The organism is Klenkia sp. AC732, assembly GCF_979256525.1.
This window is the reverse complement of sequence record NZ_CEEDOS010000014.1, coordinates 60,505-75,033: the sequence shown is the minus strand read 5'-3', so window position 1 is coordinate 75,033 and position 14,529 is coordinate 60,505. Positions and strand designations below refer to the sequence as shown.

14 protein-coding genes are annotated in these 14,529 nt (G+C 74.2%); 8 read left to right on the top strand and 6 right to left on the bottom strand.

Annotation, left to right across the window (positions count from 1 at the left end):
• Window positions 1-78: 78 nt before the first annotated feature.
• Window positions 79-798, bottom strand: coding sequence for a DUF6882 domain-containing protein (locus AC0IVP_RS08865; RefSeq protein WP_471755999.1), 720 nt, complete (start codon window positions 796-798; stop codon window positions 79-81).
• A 71-nt stretch (window positions 799-869) separates the two neighbouring features.
• Here AC0IVP_RS08865 and AC0IVP_RS08860 point away from each other — a divergent pair, with 71 nt between their 5' ends.
• The 3 genes from AC0IVP_RS08860 to AC0IVP_RS08850 all read left to right on the top strand — a co-directional run bounded on the left by AC0IVP_RS08860 (window position 870) and on the right by AC0IVP_RS08850 (window position 5,293).
• Complete coding sequence (locus tag AC0IVP_RS08860) at window positions 870-2,945, top strand: hydantoinase/oxoprolinase family protein (RefSeq protein WP_471755997.1); 2,076 nt, start codon at window positions 870-872, stop codon at window positions 2,943-2,945.
• Window positions 2,942-4,807, top strand: coding sequence for a hydantoinase B/oxoprolinase family protein (locus AC0IVP_RS08855; protein WP_471755995.1), 1,866 nt, complete (start codon window positions 2,942-2,944; stop codon window positions 4,805-4,807). The genes AC0IVP_RS08860 and AC0IVP_RS08855 overlap by 4 nt, the downstream gene beginning before the upstream one ends.
• A 354-nt stretch (window positions 4,808-5,161) precedes the next feature.
• Entirely contained in the window at window positions 5,162-5,293 is a 132-nt protein-coding gene (locus AC0IVP_RS08850) for a hypothetical protein (RefSeq protein WP_255352958.1), read from the top strand.
• Here AC0IVP_RS08850 and AC0IVP_RS08845 read toward each other — a convergent pair.
• The 4 genes from AC0IVP_RS08845 to AC0IVP_RS08830 are packed head-to-tail and all read right to left on the bottom strand — an operon-like array spanning window position 5,290 to window position 9,118.
• Window positions 5,290-5,889 carry an SGNH/GDSL hydrolase family protein gene (locus tag AC0IVP_RS08845; RefSeq protein WP_471755993.1) on the bottom strand — a complete coding sequence of 200 codons (600 nt, stop codon included), beginning with the start codon at window positions 5,887-5,889 and terminating at the stop codon, window positions 5,290-5,292. The two genes, AC0IVP_RS08850 and AC0IVP_RS08845, sit on opposite strands and share 4 nt — an antisense overlap.
• 41 nt (window positions 5,890-5,930) lie before the next feature.
• Window positions 5,931-6,878, bottom strand: a complete 948-nt coding sequence (locus AC0IVP_RS08840) for a phosphotriesterase family protein (RefSeq protein WP_471755991.1) — start codon at window positions 6,876-6,878, stop codon at window positions 5,931-5,933.
• Window positions 6,875-8,368 carry a xylulokinase gene (gene xylB / locus AC0IVP_RS08835; RefSeq protein ID WP_471755989.1) on the bottom strand — a complete coding sequence of 498 codons (1,494 nt, stop codon included), beginning with the start codon at window positions 8,366-8,368 and terminating at the stop codon, window positions 6,875-6,877. The genes AC0IVP_RS08840 and xylB overlap by 4 nt, the downstream gene beginning before the upstream one ends.
• Window positions 8,369-8,386: 18 nt before the next feature.
• Entirely contained in the window at window positions 8,387-9,118 is a 732-nt protein-coding gene (locus AC0IVP_RS08830; protein WP_056290559.1) for an SDR family NAD(P)-dependent oxidoreductase, read from the bottom strand.
• Between the two features lie 136 nt (window positions 9,119-9,254).
• On the opposite strand from AC0IVP_RS08830, the gene AC0IVP_RS08825 reads away from it, so the two are divergent.
• Genes AC0IVP_RS08825 through AC0IVP_RS08805 form a run of 5 tightly spaced genes read left to right on the top strand, consistent with a single transcriptional unit; the run spans window position 9,255 to window position 13,339 of the window.
• A complete protein-coding gene (locus tag AC0IVP_RS08825) occupies window positions 9,255-9,869 on the top strand; it encodes a glucose-6-phosphate isomerase family protein (RefSeq protein ID WP_471755987.1) in 615 nt (204 codons plus the stop codon).
• Complete coding sequence (eda, locus tag AC0IVP_RS08820) at window positions 9,866-10,519, top strand: bifunctional 4-hydroxy-2-oxoglutarate aldolase/2-dehydro-3-deoxy-phosphogluconate aldolase (protein WP_471755985.1); 654 nt, start codon at window positions 9,866-9,868, stop codon at window positions 10,517-10,519. The genes AC0IVP_RS08825 and eda overlap by 4 nt, the downstream gene beginning before the upstream one ends.
• Window positions 10,520-10,524: 5 nt before the next feature.
• Window positions 10,525-11,484: a shikimate dehydrogenase family protein gene (locus tag AC0IVP_RS08815; protein WP_200938720.1), complete on the top strand. Its 960-nt coding sequence runs from the start codon at window positions 10,525-10,527 to the stop codon at window positions 11,482-11,484.
• Window positions 11,481-12,443, top strand: coding sequence for an NAD(P)-dependent oxidoreductase (locus AC0IVP_RS08810; RefSeq protein WP_471755983.1), 963 nt, complete (start codon window positions 11,481-11,483; stop codon window positions 12,441-12,443). The genes AC0IVP_RS08815 and AC0IVP_RS08810 overlap by 4 nt, the downstream gene beginning before the upstream one ends.
• A 32-nt stretch (window positions 12,444-12,475) precedes the next feature.
• A complete protein-coding gene (locus AC0IVP_RS08805; protein ID WP_056290545.1) occupies window positions 12,476-13,339 on the top strand; it encodes a MurR/RpiR family transcriptional regulator in 864 nt (287 codons plus the stop codon).
• 70 nt (window positions 13,340-13,409) lie between these two features.
• On the opposite strand, the gene AC0IVP_RS08800 is transcribed toward AC0IVP_RS08805, so the two are convergent.
• Window positions 13,410-14,408: a sugar ABC transporter substrate-binding protein gene (locus tag AC0IVP_RS08800; protein WP_471755981.1), complete on the bottom strand. Its 999-nt coding sequence runs from the start codon at window positions 14,406-14,408 to the stop codon at window positions 13,410-13,412.
• Between the last annotated feature and the right edge of the window lie 121 nt (window positions 14,409-14,529).

Sequence of the window (14,529 nt, the reverse complement as noted above, 5' to 3'; positions counted from 1 at the left end):
GGAAGAGTGCGTGTGACCGTCGGTCACGGGTAACAGCATGACGGACGGCGTCGGTACCTGCAACCCCACGACACGGGTTCAGCCCAACGTGCTGGCGATGCCCCCGATGCGACCCAGCTCGTCGAAGCGCATGGTGATGGCCGCACCGGGGCAGGACAGCTCCACCGCCGCGCCGTCCGGGGCCCACCTCCAGGCGAGCGGGCGCGCAGTGGCGTACGCGGCAACGGCGCGCCGGTGGTCGGTCAGCAGCGGCGCGCCCATCAGGCCCTCACTGAGCACCCGGACCACCCGCACGCCCTCGGGTGCCGGCAGCACGAAGGAGGGGTGCTCCAGCAGGAACGCCGCCCGGGTGCCGCCGCCGACGGGGCCGCTGTACCCGACCCACCGGCCCGCCGCGGCCTTGGCGGCGTCCATCAGCACCGCACCGACGACCAGTGGGTCGTCGTCCCCGGGGACGTCGGCGAAGGCGACCTCGGGCTCGGCGAGCTCGCGGACGCCCTGCTGCTCGCCGAACCCACGCAGCCAGCGCGCCAGGTCGGTGACGTCGTCCGACCAGCCCTGGGAGGTGGCCCAGGACCACAGCCAGGACCGCGGACCGGGCGCCGCGGACCCGAGCAGGTGCACCCGGGTGCAGACGAGCTCGCCGACGTGCTCGCCGGTGCCGCCGCCGAAGACGAAGCGGCCGGTGGCGAGGTCGACGTCCCAGCGCCGGTCGCCGACCACCTCGGCCAGGTGCAGCTGCGTCTCGAAGGACAGCAGCGCGGCGTCGTTGCACAGGTCGGCGAGGGTGAGCGTCACACCGACACCCTGACAGGGTGGGGCCGCCCGGACCCTTCCGCTATAGATGTCTCAGCACTAAGGTAAATCCCATGACGAGCAGGCGCGTACGCATCGGCATCGACACCGGCGGCACCTTCACCGACGTGGTCGCGGTGGACGAGGAGACCGGCGCCACCACGACGACCAAGACGCCCTCCACCCCGGGTGACCCCGCCGACGGCTTCCTGGCCGGCGTCGAGAAGGTGCTGGGGATGCTGGGCCTGGACGGCAGCGCCGTCACCGCGGTCAGCCACGGGACGACGGTGGCCACCAACCAGCTGCTCGAGGGCAAGCTGGACCGGATCGGCTTCATCACCACCGAGGGCTACGCGTCGGTGCTGGAGATCGCCCGACAGTCCGTGCCCGACGGCTACGGCAACTCCTACTTCTGGGTCAAGCCGCCGCGCATCGTGCCCGCCGACCTGGTGAAGACCGTCGGCGGCCGGCTGGACCACACCGGTGCCGAGGTGCGGCCCTTCGACCGCGAGCAGGCCGTCGCGGCCGCCCGGTTCTTCGCCGACGCGGGCATCACCACCGTGGGCGTCTGCTTCCTGCACGCCTACGCCAACGACGCCCACGAGCGCGCCATGCTCGACGTGCTCCACGTGGAACACCCCGAGTGCGTCGTGTCGATCAGCTCCGGCGTGCTGCGCGAGTACCGCGAGTACGAGCGCTCGGTGACCACGCTCGTCGACGCCGCGGTGAAGCCCAAGGTCGCCGCCTACGTCACCAACATCCGGCACCGGCTGGACACCCTGGCCCCCGGCGTGCCGTTCTACGTGATGAAGAGCAACGGCGGCGTGCTCAGCGCCGAGGAGGTCGTGCACCAGCCGATCACCACCATGCTGTCCGGCCCGGCGGCCGGCGCCCTGGGCGCCGCGCTCATCGCCCAGACCGCCGGCTTCGACCGGATCCTGACCTGCGACGGCGGCGGCACCTCCACCGACGTCACCGTGGTCATCGACGGCGAGCCCGCGCTCACCACCGAGGGCACGGTCGGCGACTACCCGTCCAAGATCCCGATGATCGACGTCGTGACCGTCGGCGCCGGCGGCGGCTCCATCGCCTGGCTGTCCCCCGAGGGCACGCTCAAGGTCGGCCCCCGCTCGGCCGGCGCCGACCCGGGCCCGATGTGCTACCCCAGCCGCGGCCCGGAGCCGACCGTCACCGACGCCCACGTCGTCCTCGGCCGGATCCCCCCGCACCTGCTCGGGGGTGAGATCCCGCTGTCGGTCGAGGCCGCCCGCGGGGGCCTGGAGACCCTCGGCGGGAAGCTGGACCTGACGCTGGAGGCCGCGGCCACCGGCATCCTAGAGATCTCGGCCTGGAACCAGGCCAACGCGCTGCGCCAGGTCACCGTGGCCAAGGGCCTCGACGTCCGGGACTTCACCCTCACCACGTTCGGCGGCTCCGGCTCCCTGCTCGCCTGCCGGCTGATGGACGTGCTCGGCCTGCCCCGCACCCTGGTGCCGCCGAACCCGGGCAACGTCAGCGCGTTCGGGCTGCTCACCGTCGACGTCCGCAACGACTACGTGCAGACCATGGTCACCCGGCACACCGCGCTGGACGCCGACGCCGTGGGCACCGCCTTCGCCGCCCTGGAGGACCAGGCCGCCCGCGCCCTGGACGGCGAGGGCTTCGGCCGCGCCGAGCAGCGCATGCAGCGCACCGCCGACCTGCGCTACGTCGGGCAGGCCTTCGAGGTGCGGGTGCCGGTCGCCGAGGGCACCCCGGACGCCGCCGTCCTCGACGACGTCGCCACCGCCTTCCACGCCGCGCACCGCCAGCTCTACGGCTACGACTTCAGCCTCGACCCCCGCCAGGCCGTGGAGTGGGTGAACCTGCGGGTCAGCGGCATCGGCCCGATCCGCCGTCCGGACCTGGTCGCCCTGCCGGACCGCACCGAGGGGTCGGTCGCCGACGCCGTCTCCGGTTCTCGGCCGGTCTGGTTCGACGAGTGGGTCGACACCCCCACCTACTGGCGGCCGGACCTGCAGCCCGGGGACGTCGTCGTCGGGCCGGCGATCGTCGAGGAGTTCGGCTCCACCGTCCCGGTGCACCCCGGCTTCGTGGCCACCGTCGACTCCTACGCCAACCTGCTGCTCACCAAGGAGGCCGCGCTGTGACCGCTCCGAAGACCGCCGCCGACCCCGTCCTCGTCGAGATCGTCGCGGGCACCCTGGCCGCCATCGAGATGGAGGTCGAGACGGCGATCGGCCGCACCTCCCGCTCCCCGATGATCCGCGACGCGCACGACTTCCGCGCCGGGATCCACGACCGGCAGCTGCGCAAGCTCACCGGCCGGTCCTACTCGGCGCTGGTTCAGCCGGTCGTCCGGGACTACCCGATCGACGCCATGAACGTGGGTGACGTCTTCTTCCACAACGACGTCTACCTCTCCGAGGGCGGGATCGGCCACCTGCCCGACCTGTGCGTCACCGTGCCCGTGTTCGCCGACGTCGACGGCCGCCCCCAGGTGGTCGCCTTCGTGCAGGCCTTCGGCCACCACGACGACATCGGCGGCGCGGTGCCCGGCTCGATGCCCTCGGCCGCCACCTCGATGTTCGAGGAGGGCCTGATGGTCCCCCCGATCAAGCTGTGGGACCGCGGTGTGCCCAACGAGTCCGCGCTCAAGATCATGACCCGCAACTCGCGGATGCCCGACTCGCTGGCCGCCGACCTCGACGCCGAGTGCTCGGCCTGCCTGTCCGGCGCCCGCCGGCTCGGCGAGCTGTTCGACCGGTACGGGGTGGAGGCGGTCGAGGCCTGCTTCGACGCGATCCTGAGCAACTCCACCGAGGTCTACCGCAAGGAGATCCTGTCCCAGATCCCCGACGGCACCTACGTCTGGGAGGACTACGCCGAGCACGACGGCGTCGACGAGCCGATGCTGCACCGTCAGCGGATCACGCTGACCATGGACTCCACCGCCGAGGTCCCGCTGGTCATCGACTTCACCGGCACCGGCCCCCAGGCCAAGGGCCCGATCAACCACTGCGGCGACTACTCCGACGGCAACTTCCTCAAGAAGTGGCTGGCCCCGGTGCTGCGCAACCTGGCCGCCACCCCGGAGCGGATGGCCCAGCTCGACGTCAACGAGGGCGTCGTCCCACTGATCGAGATGCGCTTCCCGGAGAAGGGCACGCTGCTCACCCCGGTGTTCCCCGCCCCCACCAACGCCCGCACCTTCGTGATCCTGCGCCTGCTGGGCGTGCTGGCCGGGGTGCTGGCCAAGGCCACCGGCGGCCGGATGCCCGCCGACCAGGAGACCATCCGCTACACCGGCGTCTACGGCACCGACGCCGACGGCGAGTCCTACCTCATGCGCGAGGTCCTCGGCGGCGGGTCGGGTGGCCGCTACTACGCCGACGGCGAGGACACCATCCACGTCGTCCCGGACAGCCGGAACCTGCCCACCGAGTTCACCGAGGGCCGCTTCCCGCTGCGCATCGAGGCCCTCGGCCTCGCGCTGGACTCCGGCGGCCCCGGCCGCTACCGGGGCGGCTGCGGCTACGAGAAGCACATCCGGGTGCTCCGCGACGCGCACTTCATGTCCATCGCAGACCGCTCGATCCTGGCCTGCTGGGGCGTCAAGGGCGGCAAGGCCGGCCGGCCGTTCCAGATCACCGTCGACCCGGGCGGCCCCGACGAGCACGAGGTCGACGCGCTCGCCGACGCCGAGCCGCTGACCGCCGGCACCGTCGTCCGGGTCCGGACGACGGGTGGCGGTGGCTGGGGCGACCCGCTGGAGCGCCCCGTCGAGGAGGTCCTCCAGGACATCGCCTGGCTCAAGGTGAGCGTCGAGGGCGCCCGCCGGGACTACGGCGTCGTCGTCGACGACGAGGACGACGCCGACCTGACCGCCACCGACGAGCTGCGTGCCTCGATGCGGGCGGAGCGGACCGGCGACGAGCCGTTCTTCGACCGCGGCCCGGGCTACGCGACCCTGTCCGGCGGGGCGGCGTTCAACGAGTTCGACGTGCTCTGAGCCCTCTCTGCTCCCCGACGGCGCCGGTCCCCCACCGTGGGGGCCGGCGCCGTCGTCGTGGTCCGCCGTCGTCGTAGGCGTCTGCGCCGTGGTCGTGCACGTCTGCGCCGTCGTCGCGCTGAGTGGCTGAGCCGCCCAGCTGGGGGACGGCCCGCGGTAGACGGTGGCTGGACCGCCAGCTGGGTGGCTCAGCCACCTGGCGCGGCGCCGGCGTCCTCGCGCTGCGCGGCTGAGCCGCCCAGCTGGGGGACGGACCGCGGTAGACGGTGGCTGGACCGCCAGCTGGGTGGCTCAGCCACCTGGCGGGGCCGGGTTCCGGCTGCGGCGGCGGCGCGGGGCGGGGAGGCTGTCGGGGTGACCGAGCCCGAGAAGGACGACGCCGAGACCCAGCTGCACGCCGGCCCCCGCGACGAGGGCGGCGAGGGCGGCATGGCCACCCGCGAGCTCAAGGCCCACGAGGCCGAGGAAGGGGAGCCGCAGGGCTAGGCGGCGTCGCGGGCGCGGGCGATCGACCGGACGACGGGCAGCAGCGCCTCGGCGATGAGCGCGTAGCCCGAGGACGACGGGTGGAACCGGTCACCGGAGAACAGCGCCGGCTGGGCGCGGAACCGCTGGCCCAGCTCCTCCCCGATGGGCACGGCCACTCCCCCGGCGGCCCGCACCGCCTCGGTCTGCTGACGGCGCAGCTCCCCGCTGGCCGTGGACACCATCGCCTGGAACGAGGGCGGCACCCAGGGCACGGTGGACAGGTCCGGCGCGGGGACGACGAGCACGTCGGCGCCCAGCAGCCGCAGGTCGCGGACGGCGTCCCCGAGCTGGCGGGCCGCGGTGGCCGGTGGCACGAGCCGGGTCAGGTCGTTGGAGCCGACGACGACCAGCGCCAGGTGCGCCCGGGTGACCTGCCGGACCTGGGTGGCCAGCCCGGCCGACGTCGCCCCGGGGACGGCGACCACCTGCAGGGCGGCGTCCACGCCGTCCTCGGCCAGGGCCCGGACCAGTCGCGGGCCGATCGCGTCCGCGGGCACGGCCGCGCCGGTACCGAACGCGATGGAGTCGCCGAGGACGACGAGGGAGAGGCTCACACCACGGAGAACGGGTACCGGTGCACTGCTGTTCCGGGTGCTCAGGCGGACAGCTGCAGCAGCCGGGCCGGGTTGGTGACCGTGATCGCGTGCAGCACGTCGTCGCCGAGGGCGGCGGCCACCCGCGGGGAGAACCGGCGGGGCAGGTAGTCCAGGCCCGGCATGCCGCCGTAGGCCCGGTACCGGGAGGCCCGGGCGACGTCGCCGCCCAGCAGCACCCGGTCGGCGCCGACGGCGTCGACGGTGGCCTCCAGGCAGGCCAGCAGGACGGAGTCCGGTGCCTCCCGGTGCCGGGCCGCGCCGTCGTAGCCCAGGTGGGCGCCGCGCTGGGCCAGCGAGGCGTGCAGCCCCGGGTCGGGGTTGCGGTCCACGTGGGCCAGCACCACCCGGTCGGCGGGCAGGCCGTCCGCGGCGAGCAGGTCGAGCACCTCGTGGGCGGCCGAGCCGTGGTCCAGGTGCACCATCACCGCGACGCCGGTCGCCAGGGCGGTGCCCGCGCAGGCGGTGAGGACGCGGCGGCCGAAGTCGTCCACCGACCAGTAGCGGGCCGCGCCCTTGACGATCCCTGCCCGCACCGGCGCCCCGCCCGGCGTCCGGGCGAGCGCCCCGTCGGGCAGTCGCAGGCCCTCCTGGACGTCCGCGGTGAACCGGGCGGTGAGCTCGTCGACGGTGCGCCCGAGCAGCGGGTGCCCGGCGGCGTAGTGCCCGGAGTGGTGGGCCCCGGTGGTGTGCACGACGTGCAGCCCGCAGGCGGCGCTGATCCGGGCGACGGCGTCGGGCCGGGCGCCCAGGTCGCTCGGGGTGGCCTCGATCATGGCGGTGGTGCCCGCCGCCACCAGGGTCGCGGCCTCCTCGCCGGAGCGCGCCTCGTCCTCCAGCTCGTCACCGGCCAGCAACGGGGACACCTGGAAGAGGTGCTCGTGGTAGTCCGTCACGCCCAGGACGGCGGGGTCGACGTCGCCCAGGACGGTGCGGACGGCGGGGGTCACCGCTGCGCGACCTGCTCGAACCAGGGTTCCAGCCGGCGGTAGGCGTCGGTGAACAGCGGGTGCGCCTGGGCGTAGCGGGAGGACCGCTCGGGGTCGGGCTCCCGCCGCGACGTCCGGCGGGACATCGTGCGGGCGACCTCGAAGTCGGCGAAGACGCCCACCCCGACGCCGCCGACCACGGCGGCCCCCACCGACGTCGCCTCGTCGACGAGGTCCCGGGAGGACACCGGCACGCCCCACACGTCGGCGAAGACGCGCAGCAGCAGCTCGGCGTGGGCCGCACCGCCGATCGCGTCGACGCCGGTGACGGGCACCCCGGCGTCGGTGAAGGCCCGCAGGCCCGAGAGCAGGGTGAAGGCGACGCCCTCCAGGACCGACCGGACCAGGTGCCCGCGGCCGTGGTGGACCTGCAGGCCGACGAAGGCGGCGCGGGCCCGCGGGTTCCAGTACGGGGAGCGCTCACCGAGCAGGTGCGGCAGGAAGAACAGCCCGTCGGTGGCCGCCTCCACCTCGGCGGCCTCCAGCAGGCGCTCGTACCGGTCGGCCTGGCCGGGGGCCAGCACGTCGGTGACCCACTGCAGCGACGCCCCACCGGCCTGCATGGTGGCGGTGGGCACGAAGGCGCCGGGGACGACGTGGTTGAACGTCATCGACCGCATCTGCGGGTCCAGCACCGGGGCCGCCGACGCCACCGACACCCAGGAGGAGGAGCCCAGGTAGGCGTAGGCGCCGGAGTCGGCGTCCACGATCCCCGCGCCCAGGGCGGCCATCGGGCCGTCCCCGCCGCCGATGACGACGGGGGTGCCGGCGGCCAGCCCGGTGGCCCGGGCGGCGTCCGGGGTGACCGTGCCGACGACGGTCGTGCTGGGCACGATCTCGGGCAGCAGCGACGCCGGCACACCGGCGGCCTCCAGCAGCTCGGCGGACCACGTCCCGGCACCCTGGTCGTAGGCGTTGGTCCCGGAGGCGTCGGAGGGGTCGGTGACCCGCACCCCGGTGAGCCGGGCGACGAGGTGGTCCTTGGGCAGCAGGACGGCGGCGGCCCGGGCGAAGACCTCGGGCTCGTGCTGCCGCAGCCAGGCGATCTTGGGCAGCGTGTAGGTGGCGTTCAGCCGGTGCCCGGTGATCGCGTAACCGCGCTCCAGGCCGACCCGCCGGACCAGCTCCTCGGCCTGCGCCGTTGCCCGGGTGTCGGCCCAGATGACGGCCGGGCGCAGGCTGCGGTTGGCGTCGTCGACGAGGACGGCGCCCATCATCTGGCCGGAGAAGGTGACGACGTCGACGTCCCCGGCCGGGGTGCCGGTCTGCTCGAGCAGCTGCCGGGTGGACCGGCAGACCGCCGCCCACCAGTCCTCGGGGTCCTGCTCGGCCTTGCCCCCGGGGCCGAAGTCCACCGGGTAGGCCGCGGTGACGGAGGCGACGAGGCGGCCGTCGTGGTCGACGAGGGTGGCCTTGTCCCCCGTGGTCCCGAGGTCGTGGGCGATGATCATCTGGTCTCCGTCGCGCGCTCAGCGCAGCGACGACCCCCCGTCCATGAGCAGTTCGGCGCCGAGGAAGTAGCCCGCGTCGGGGCCCAGCAGGAACGCGACGGCTCCGGCCACCTCGGCGGGGGTGGCGAACCTGTCGAGGACGGTGTCGGCCTTCCAGAGTTCGTGCATGTGCGCCTTGAGGTGGTTGAGCGGGGTGTCCACGTAGCCGGGCGACACGGTGTTGACCCGGACGCCGCGCGGGCCCCACTCGACGGCCAGGGACCGGGTCAGCGCGCTGACGGCGGCCTTGGAGGAGTTGTAGGCGCTCTGCTTCTGCGGGTGGTTGACGACCGCGTTGCCGCTCATCGAGGCGATGTTCACGATCGACCCGCCGCCGCGGGCCAGCAGCTCGCGCCCGAAGGCCTGCGAGGCGATGAAGACGCCGCGGATGTTGACGCCGTAGACGGCGTCGAACTGCTCGACGGGCATGGTCTCGGCGGCGACGTCGTCCTCGACGATGCCCGCGGAGTTGACCAGGTCGACCGGTCGCCCGTCCTCGGCGTAGAGCTGCGCGACGATGGCCGCGATCGACTCCGGCGAGGTGAGGTCGGCCTGGAAGCCGGGGACCCCGGCGGGCAGCCGGTCCAGGCCGGTGACGTCGAGGCCGACCGGCTCGGCACCCTCGGCCAGCAATCGCTCGACGATGGCCGTGCCGATCCCGCCGGCCGCTCCGGTGACGGCGACCCGTCGTCCGCTCAAGCTCGCAGTCATCCCTGCTCCTCCGCGATGTGGTTAGGCAGACTACATTCTAAGCCCATCAGAGTGTGATCCGGCGAACGCCCAGCCCCGGTCTTGGCCATCTCCCCCTCGGTCTGTGTAGTTTGACTACAGACCCGAGGAGGAGAGCGTGAGTCCCACCATCAGCACCCCGGCCCGCATCGAGATCGCCGTCGACGGTCGGATGACCGGCGCCACGCGGGTCTACCGCAAGCACCTGGGCGACATGGACGGCGTCTACGCCGACCCCGACGCCTACGCAGCCGCCCTGGCGCGGGACGGCGCCGACCAGCTGGTCTACGACGTCCACGAGCACCGCTACGGCTCCGAGCCCGGCGCCCTCATCGTCGGCACCAGCACGCTGCTGCCCGGCCGCTACGGCGAGGAGTTCGCCGTCACCCGTGGGCACCTGCACGCCGTCGCCGACCGGGCCGAGCTCTACCACTGCCTCAGCGGCCACGGCGTCATGCTGCTGGAGACCCTCGACGGCCGGTCGGAGGCCGTCGAACTGCGCGCCGGCCAGGCCGTCGACGTGCCCGGCCACTGGGTGCACCGCAGCGTGAACGTCGGCACCGAGCCCTTCGTGACGCTGTTCTGCTACGCCGCGGACGCCGGCCAGGACTACGGCGTGATCAGCGAGGCCGGCGGCATGCGCGACCTCGTCGTCGCCGACGGCGAAGGCGAGGGCGAGGGCTGGACCGTCCGCACCAACCCGGCCCACCGCGGCTACCGGGCCCGCTCGTGAGCGCCGACGTGACGCCGGCCCTGCGGGCGCTGCGGGTCGTGCCGGTCGTGGAGATCAGCGACGCCGCCCACGCCGTGCCGCTGGCCCGGGCGCTGACCGCCGGCGGGTTCCCCGCCATGGAGGTCACCCTGCGCACGCCGGCCGCCCTGGACGCCATCGCCGCGGTCGCCGCCGAGCTGCCGGACTTCCTGCTGGGCGCCGGCACGCTCCTCACCCCCGGAGACGTCGACCGGGCCGCCGCCGCCGGGGCCCGCTTCCTGGTCTCCCCCGGCCGCACGGGAGCCCTGGAGACCGCCGCCGCGGCGACCGGGCTGCCCTTCGTCCCGGGCGCCGTCACGGCCTCGGAGGTGATGGCCGCGGTCGACGCGGGGCACCGGCTGGTCAAGTTCTTCCCCGCCGCGCAGTCCGGCGGGGCCGCGGCGCTGGCCTCCCTGGCCGCCCCGCTGCGGGCCAGCGGGGTCGGGTTCATGCCCACCGGCGGCATCCGGCTGGAGAACCTCCCCGAGTACCTCGGCGTCCCCGAGGTGGTCGCCGTCGGCGGCACCTGGATCGCCCCCCGGGCCCTGGTCGACGCCGGCGACTTCACCGGCATCACGGCCCTGGCCCGGACCGCGCGGACCCACATCGACTCACCCGGGGCGCCCGCGTGACCCCGGTGACCCGCACCCCGGGCGACCTGGTCCCCGCGGAGCGGCCCACGTTCTACTTCATCGGCGTCACCACCGGGTCCTCCTCGATCCGGACCGTCTTCCCCCGCTGGGCCGTCGAGCTGGGGCTGGGCGACGTCGAGCTCGTGGGCATCGACATCACCCCGCACGCCCCGGCCGAGCAGTACCGGGAGGTCGTGGACTTCCTGGCGGCCGATCCGCTGAGCCTGGGCGCCCTGGTGACCACGCACAAGATCGACCTGTACGAGGCGGCCCGGGACCACTTCGCCGAGGTCGACCCGCTCGCCCGGCTGATGGGCGAGGTCAGCTGCCTGTCCAAGCGCGGCGGCGGGCTGCGCGCCTCGGCCAAGGACCCCTGGTCCTCCGGGCTGGCCATCGACTCCTTCGCACCCCCGGAGCTCTTCGCGCGCGAGCCCCGCGAGGTGTTCGTCATGGGCGCCGGCGGCTCCGCGATCGCCATGGACTGGCACCTGAGCCGGCCCGAGCGGGGCGCGGCCCGGCCGGCCGGCGTCGTGGTGTCCGACCGCGGGTCGGCCCGGCTGTCGGTGCTGGCCGACGTCCACCACCAGGTGGCGCCCGACGTCCCGCTGCGCACCGTGACCGTGCAGGGCGCCGGCGACAACGACGACGTGCTGGCCGGGCTCGGCCCGGGGGCGCTGGTCGTCAACGCCACCGGGCTGGGCAAGGACGCCCCCGGCTCCCCGCTGGGCGCCGGCGCACGGTTCCCCGAGCGGGCCCTGGTGTGGGAGCTGAACTACCGCGGCGACCTGGTCTTCCTGGAGCAGGCCCGCGCCCAGCAGCAGGACCGGGCGCTGACCGTCGAGGACGGCTGGACGTACTTCCTGCACGGCTGGACCCAGGTCATCGCCGAGGTGTTCGACGTCGAGATCCCCACCAGCGGCCCCCGCTTCGACCGGCTCGCCGAGATCGCGGCGACCACCCGGTGAGCGACCTGCCCAGCCGGGGACGGGTGCTGGTCACCCCCCGGTCGATGACGGCGGCCGGTGTGGCCACGCTGCCCGCCCTGCGCCCGCTCACCGAGGCCGGCTACGAGCTCGTGTCCGGCCCGCCGGGGCGACAGCCCACGGCCGATGACCTGCGCGAGGTGGCGGACGGCGTGGTCGGCTGGGTCGCCGGCGTCGAGCGGATCGACGACCAGGTCCTCGCCGCCTTCCCCGACCTGCGGGCGATCAGCCGCAACGGCGCCGGCGCGGACGCGATCGACGCCGCCGCCGCGGAGCGCCGGGGCGTGCAGGTGGCCACCGCCCGGGGCGCGAACGCCCGCGGCGTCGCGGAGCTGGCCTTCGCACACGTGCTGGCCGGGCTGCGCGGGCTGCCGCTGGCCGACCGGGTGCTCCGTGAGGGCGGGTGGGCGCGCACGCCGGGCCGCGAGCTCCCCGACCTGACGGTCGGTGTCGTGGGCTTCGGGGCCATCGGCCGCACGCTGGCCGGCTTCGCGGCCGCCTTCGGGGCCCGGGTGCTGGTCAGCGACCCGTTCGCCCGGGTGCCCGAAGGGCCCGGCGCGCCGCGCCAGGTCGCACTGGACGAGCTCTTCGCCGGGTCCGACGTCATCAGCCTGCACGCCCCGCCGCCCGCCGACGGGACGGCGCTGGTCGGGGTCGCCCAGCTGGCGACCGTCCCCACCGGCGCCGTGCTGGTCAACACCGCCCGCTCGTCCCTGGTCGACGACGCCGCGGTGTTGGCCGCCCTCGAGTCCGGCCGGTTGTCCGCCTACGCCGTGGACGCCTTCGAGTCCGAGCCCCCGGCCCTCACACCCCTGCTGCGTCACGAGCGGACGATCCTGTCCCCGCACCTGGGCGGGTACACCGACGCCAGCGTGCGTCGGGCCACCGAGCAGTCCGTGGTGAACTTGCTGGTCATGCTGGACTCCGGGCCGCCGGAGTAGACCCAGCCGCCGGCACCGGATCAGGAGTGGACATGCCCTTCGACCCAGGGGTCCCGTTGCTGGAGCACATCGCCACGATGCTGCCCTCGCTGCGTCCCTCCGAGCGCCAGGTGGCCAACACCGTCTCCGAGGACGCGGCGTTCGTGGTCGCCTCGACCATGGCGGCCGTGGCCGAGGCGGCCGGGGTGAGCGAGCCGACCGTCATGCGGTTCTGCACCAGCCTGGGGTTCGACGGCTTCCAGCAGTTCAAGCTGGCGCTGGCCCAGAGCCTGGCCCTCGGACTGCCCTCCACGCTGTCCGCCATCTCCGCCGAGGACAGCGTCAGCGAGCTGGCGACCAAGGTCTTCGACCACACCATCAGCAGCCTGGACCGCACCCGCCGCTACCTGGACGCGGTCTCCCTCGGTGCCGCGATCGACGCCATCCTCGGCGCCACCTCGATGACGGTGGCCGGGCTGGGCGCCTCGGGCGTGATCGCCCTGGACGTGGAGCAGAAGGCGGTGCTCTTCGGCGTCCCGTGCTCGGTGCCCTCGGACTCCCACCAGCAGTTCATGGCCGCCGCCCTGGCCGAGCCCGGCCAGGTGTTCCTGGTGGTGAGCAACACCGGCTCGACGTCGACGATCCTGCAGATCGCCCGCCGGGCCCGGGACAACGGGGCGACCGTCGTGGCCATCACCGGTGACGAGACCAGCGAGCTGGCCGGCATCGCCGACGTGACCATCGCGGTGAAGACCTTCGAGGACACCGACCGGGACACCCCCACGGTCAGCCGGATCGCCAGCCTGGTGATCGTCGACGTGCTGGCGACCGCGGTGTCCCTGCGCCGCGGTGCGGCGCACGCCGCCCGGCTGGCCTCGATGAAGGAGCAGCTGGCCGCCTTCCGCCGGCTCACCTGACGCCCCCCACACGACAGGACGGGCCGCCCCCCGCGCAGGGGGGCGGCCCGTCCCGGTGGGGAGGCAGCGGTCAGAAGACGCTGTTCTCGTCGTAGTACTCCTCGGCGTTGTCGCAGCCGACGCCCGCGCCCTCGATGAACTCCTCGGCCTCGAAGTCGCCGGCCTCGGCCTCACCGGTGGCCAGCTGCAGCGCGATCTCCAGCGCCCGCTCCGTCGCCGCGGACGGCGAGTTCAGCCCGGTGGCGGCGTACTGGCCCTCGCACCCGCCGTCCAGGATCGCCTGGATGGCCTCCTTCTGGCCGTCCACGCCGGCGACGAGGGTCGTGGTGTTGGCCTGGTCCTGCAGCACCGTGAGGGCACCCAGGGCCATCGCGTCGTTCAGCCCGAGCACCAGGTCGACGTCGGGGTTGGCGGCCAGCACCGACTCCGTGGCCGGGACGGCCTCGTCCTGGGAGTAGTTGCCGGTGGCCTCGGCGACGACGTCGACGGTCAGGCCGGCGGACTCCAGGCCCTCGATGAAGCCCTGCTGGCGGGCCGGCCCGACGATCTCGTCGTTGGGTCCGCCGTTGATGACGGCCAGGCTCACCGTCTGCCCCTGCTCGAAGCGCTCCGCGGCGATCTCGCCGGAGTCGCGGCCGATGGCCGCGTTGTCCGAACCGACCGAGGTGACGCCGACCTCGGGGATGCCGGTGTCGATGAACAGCAGCGGCACCTGGTCGGCCAGGGCCTCGAGCTGGGAGCGCTCGGTCTCCGGGCTGATGGCGTTGACCACCAGCACGTCGGCGCCCTGGGAGAGCATCGTCTGGGCCTGGTCCAGCTGGGTGACGGGGTCACCGCTGGCGTTCTGGAAGAGCAGGGTGAAGCCCTGCTCCTCGGCGATGTCCTCGGCCGCGGCCTGCATGGCCGAGTAGTAGGGCGCGTCCAGCTGGCGCTGCAGGAAGCCGATGGTCACGTCCTCGGGGGAGTCGGCGCTCCCCCCGCTGCTGCTGTCGCTGTCGCCCACGCTGCCGCAGGCGGTGAGGGCGAGCACGCTCGCGGCGACCACGGCGGTGCCGATGCGTCGGTTCATGGGATCTGTGCCTCTCTGACGGGTGGTGCCGGGGGGTGGTGCGGGAGGTCGCGGGTACAGCTCGGGCACACCCGGCAGCGAGGTGCGGTGCGGGTGTGGGAACGGGGTCGACCGGGGTGGC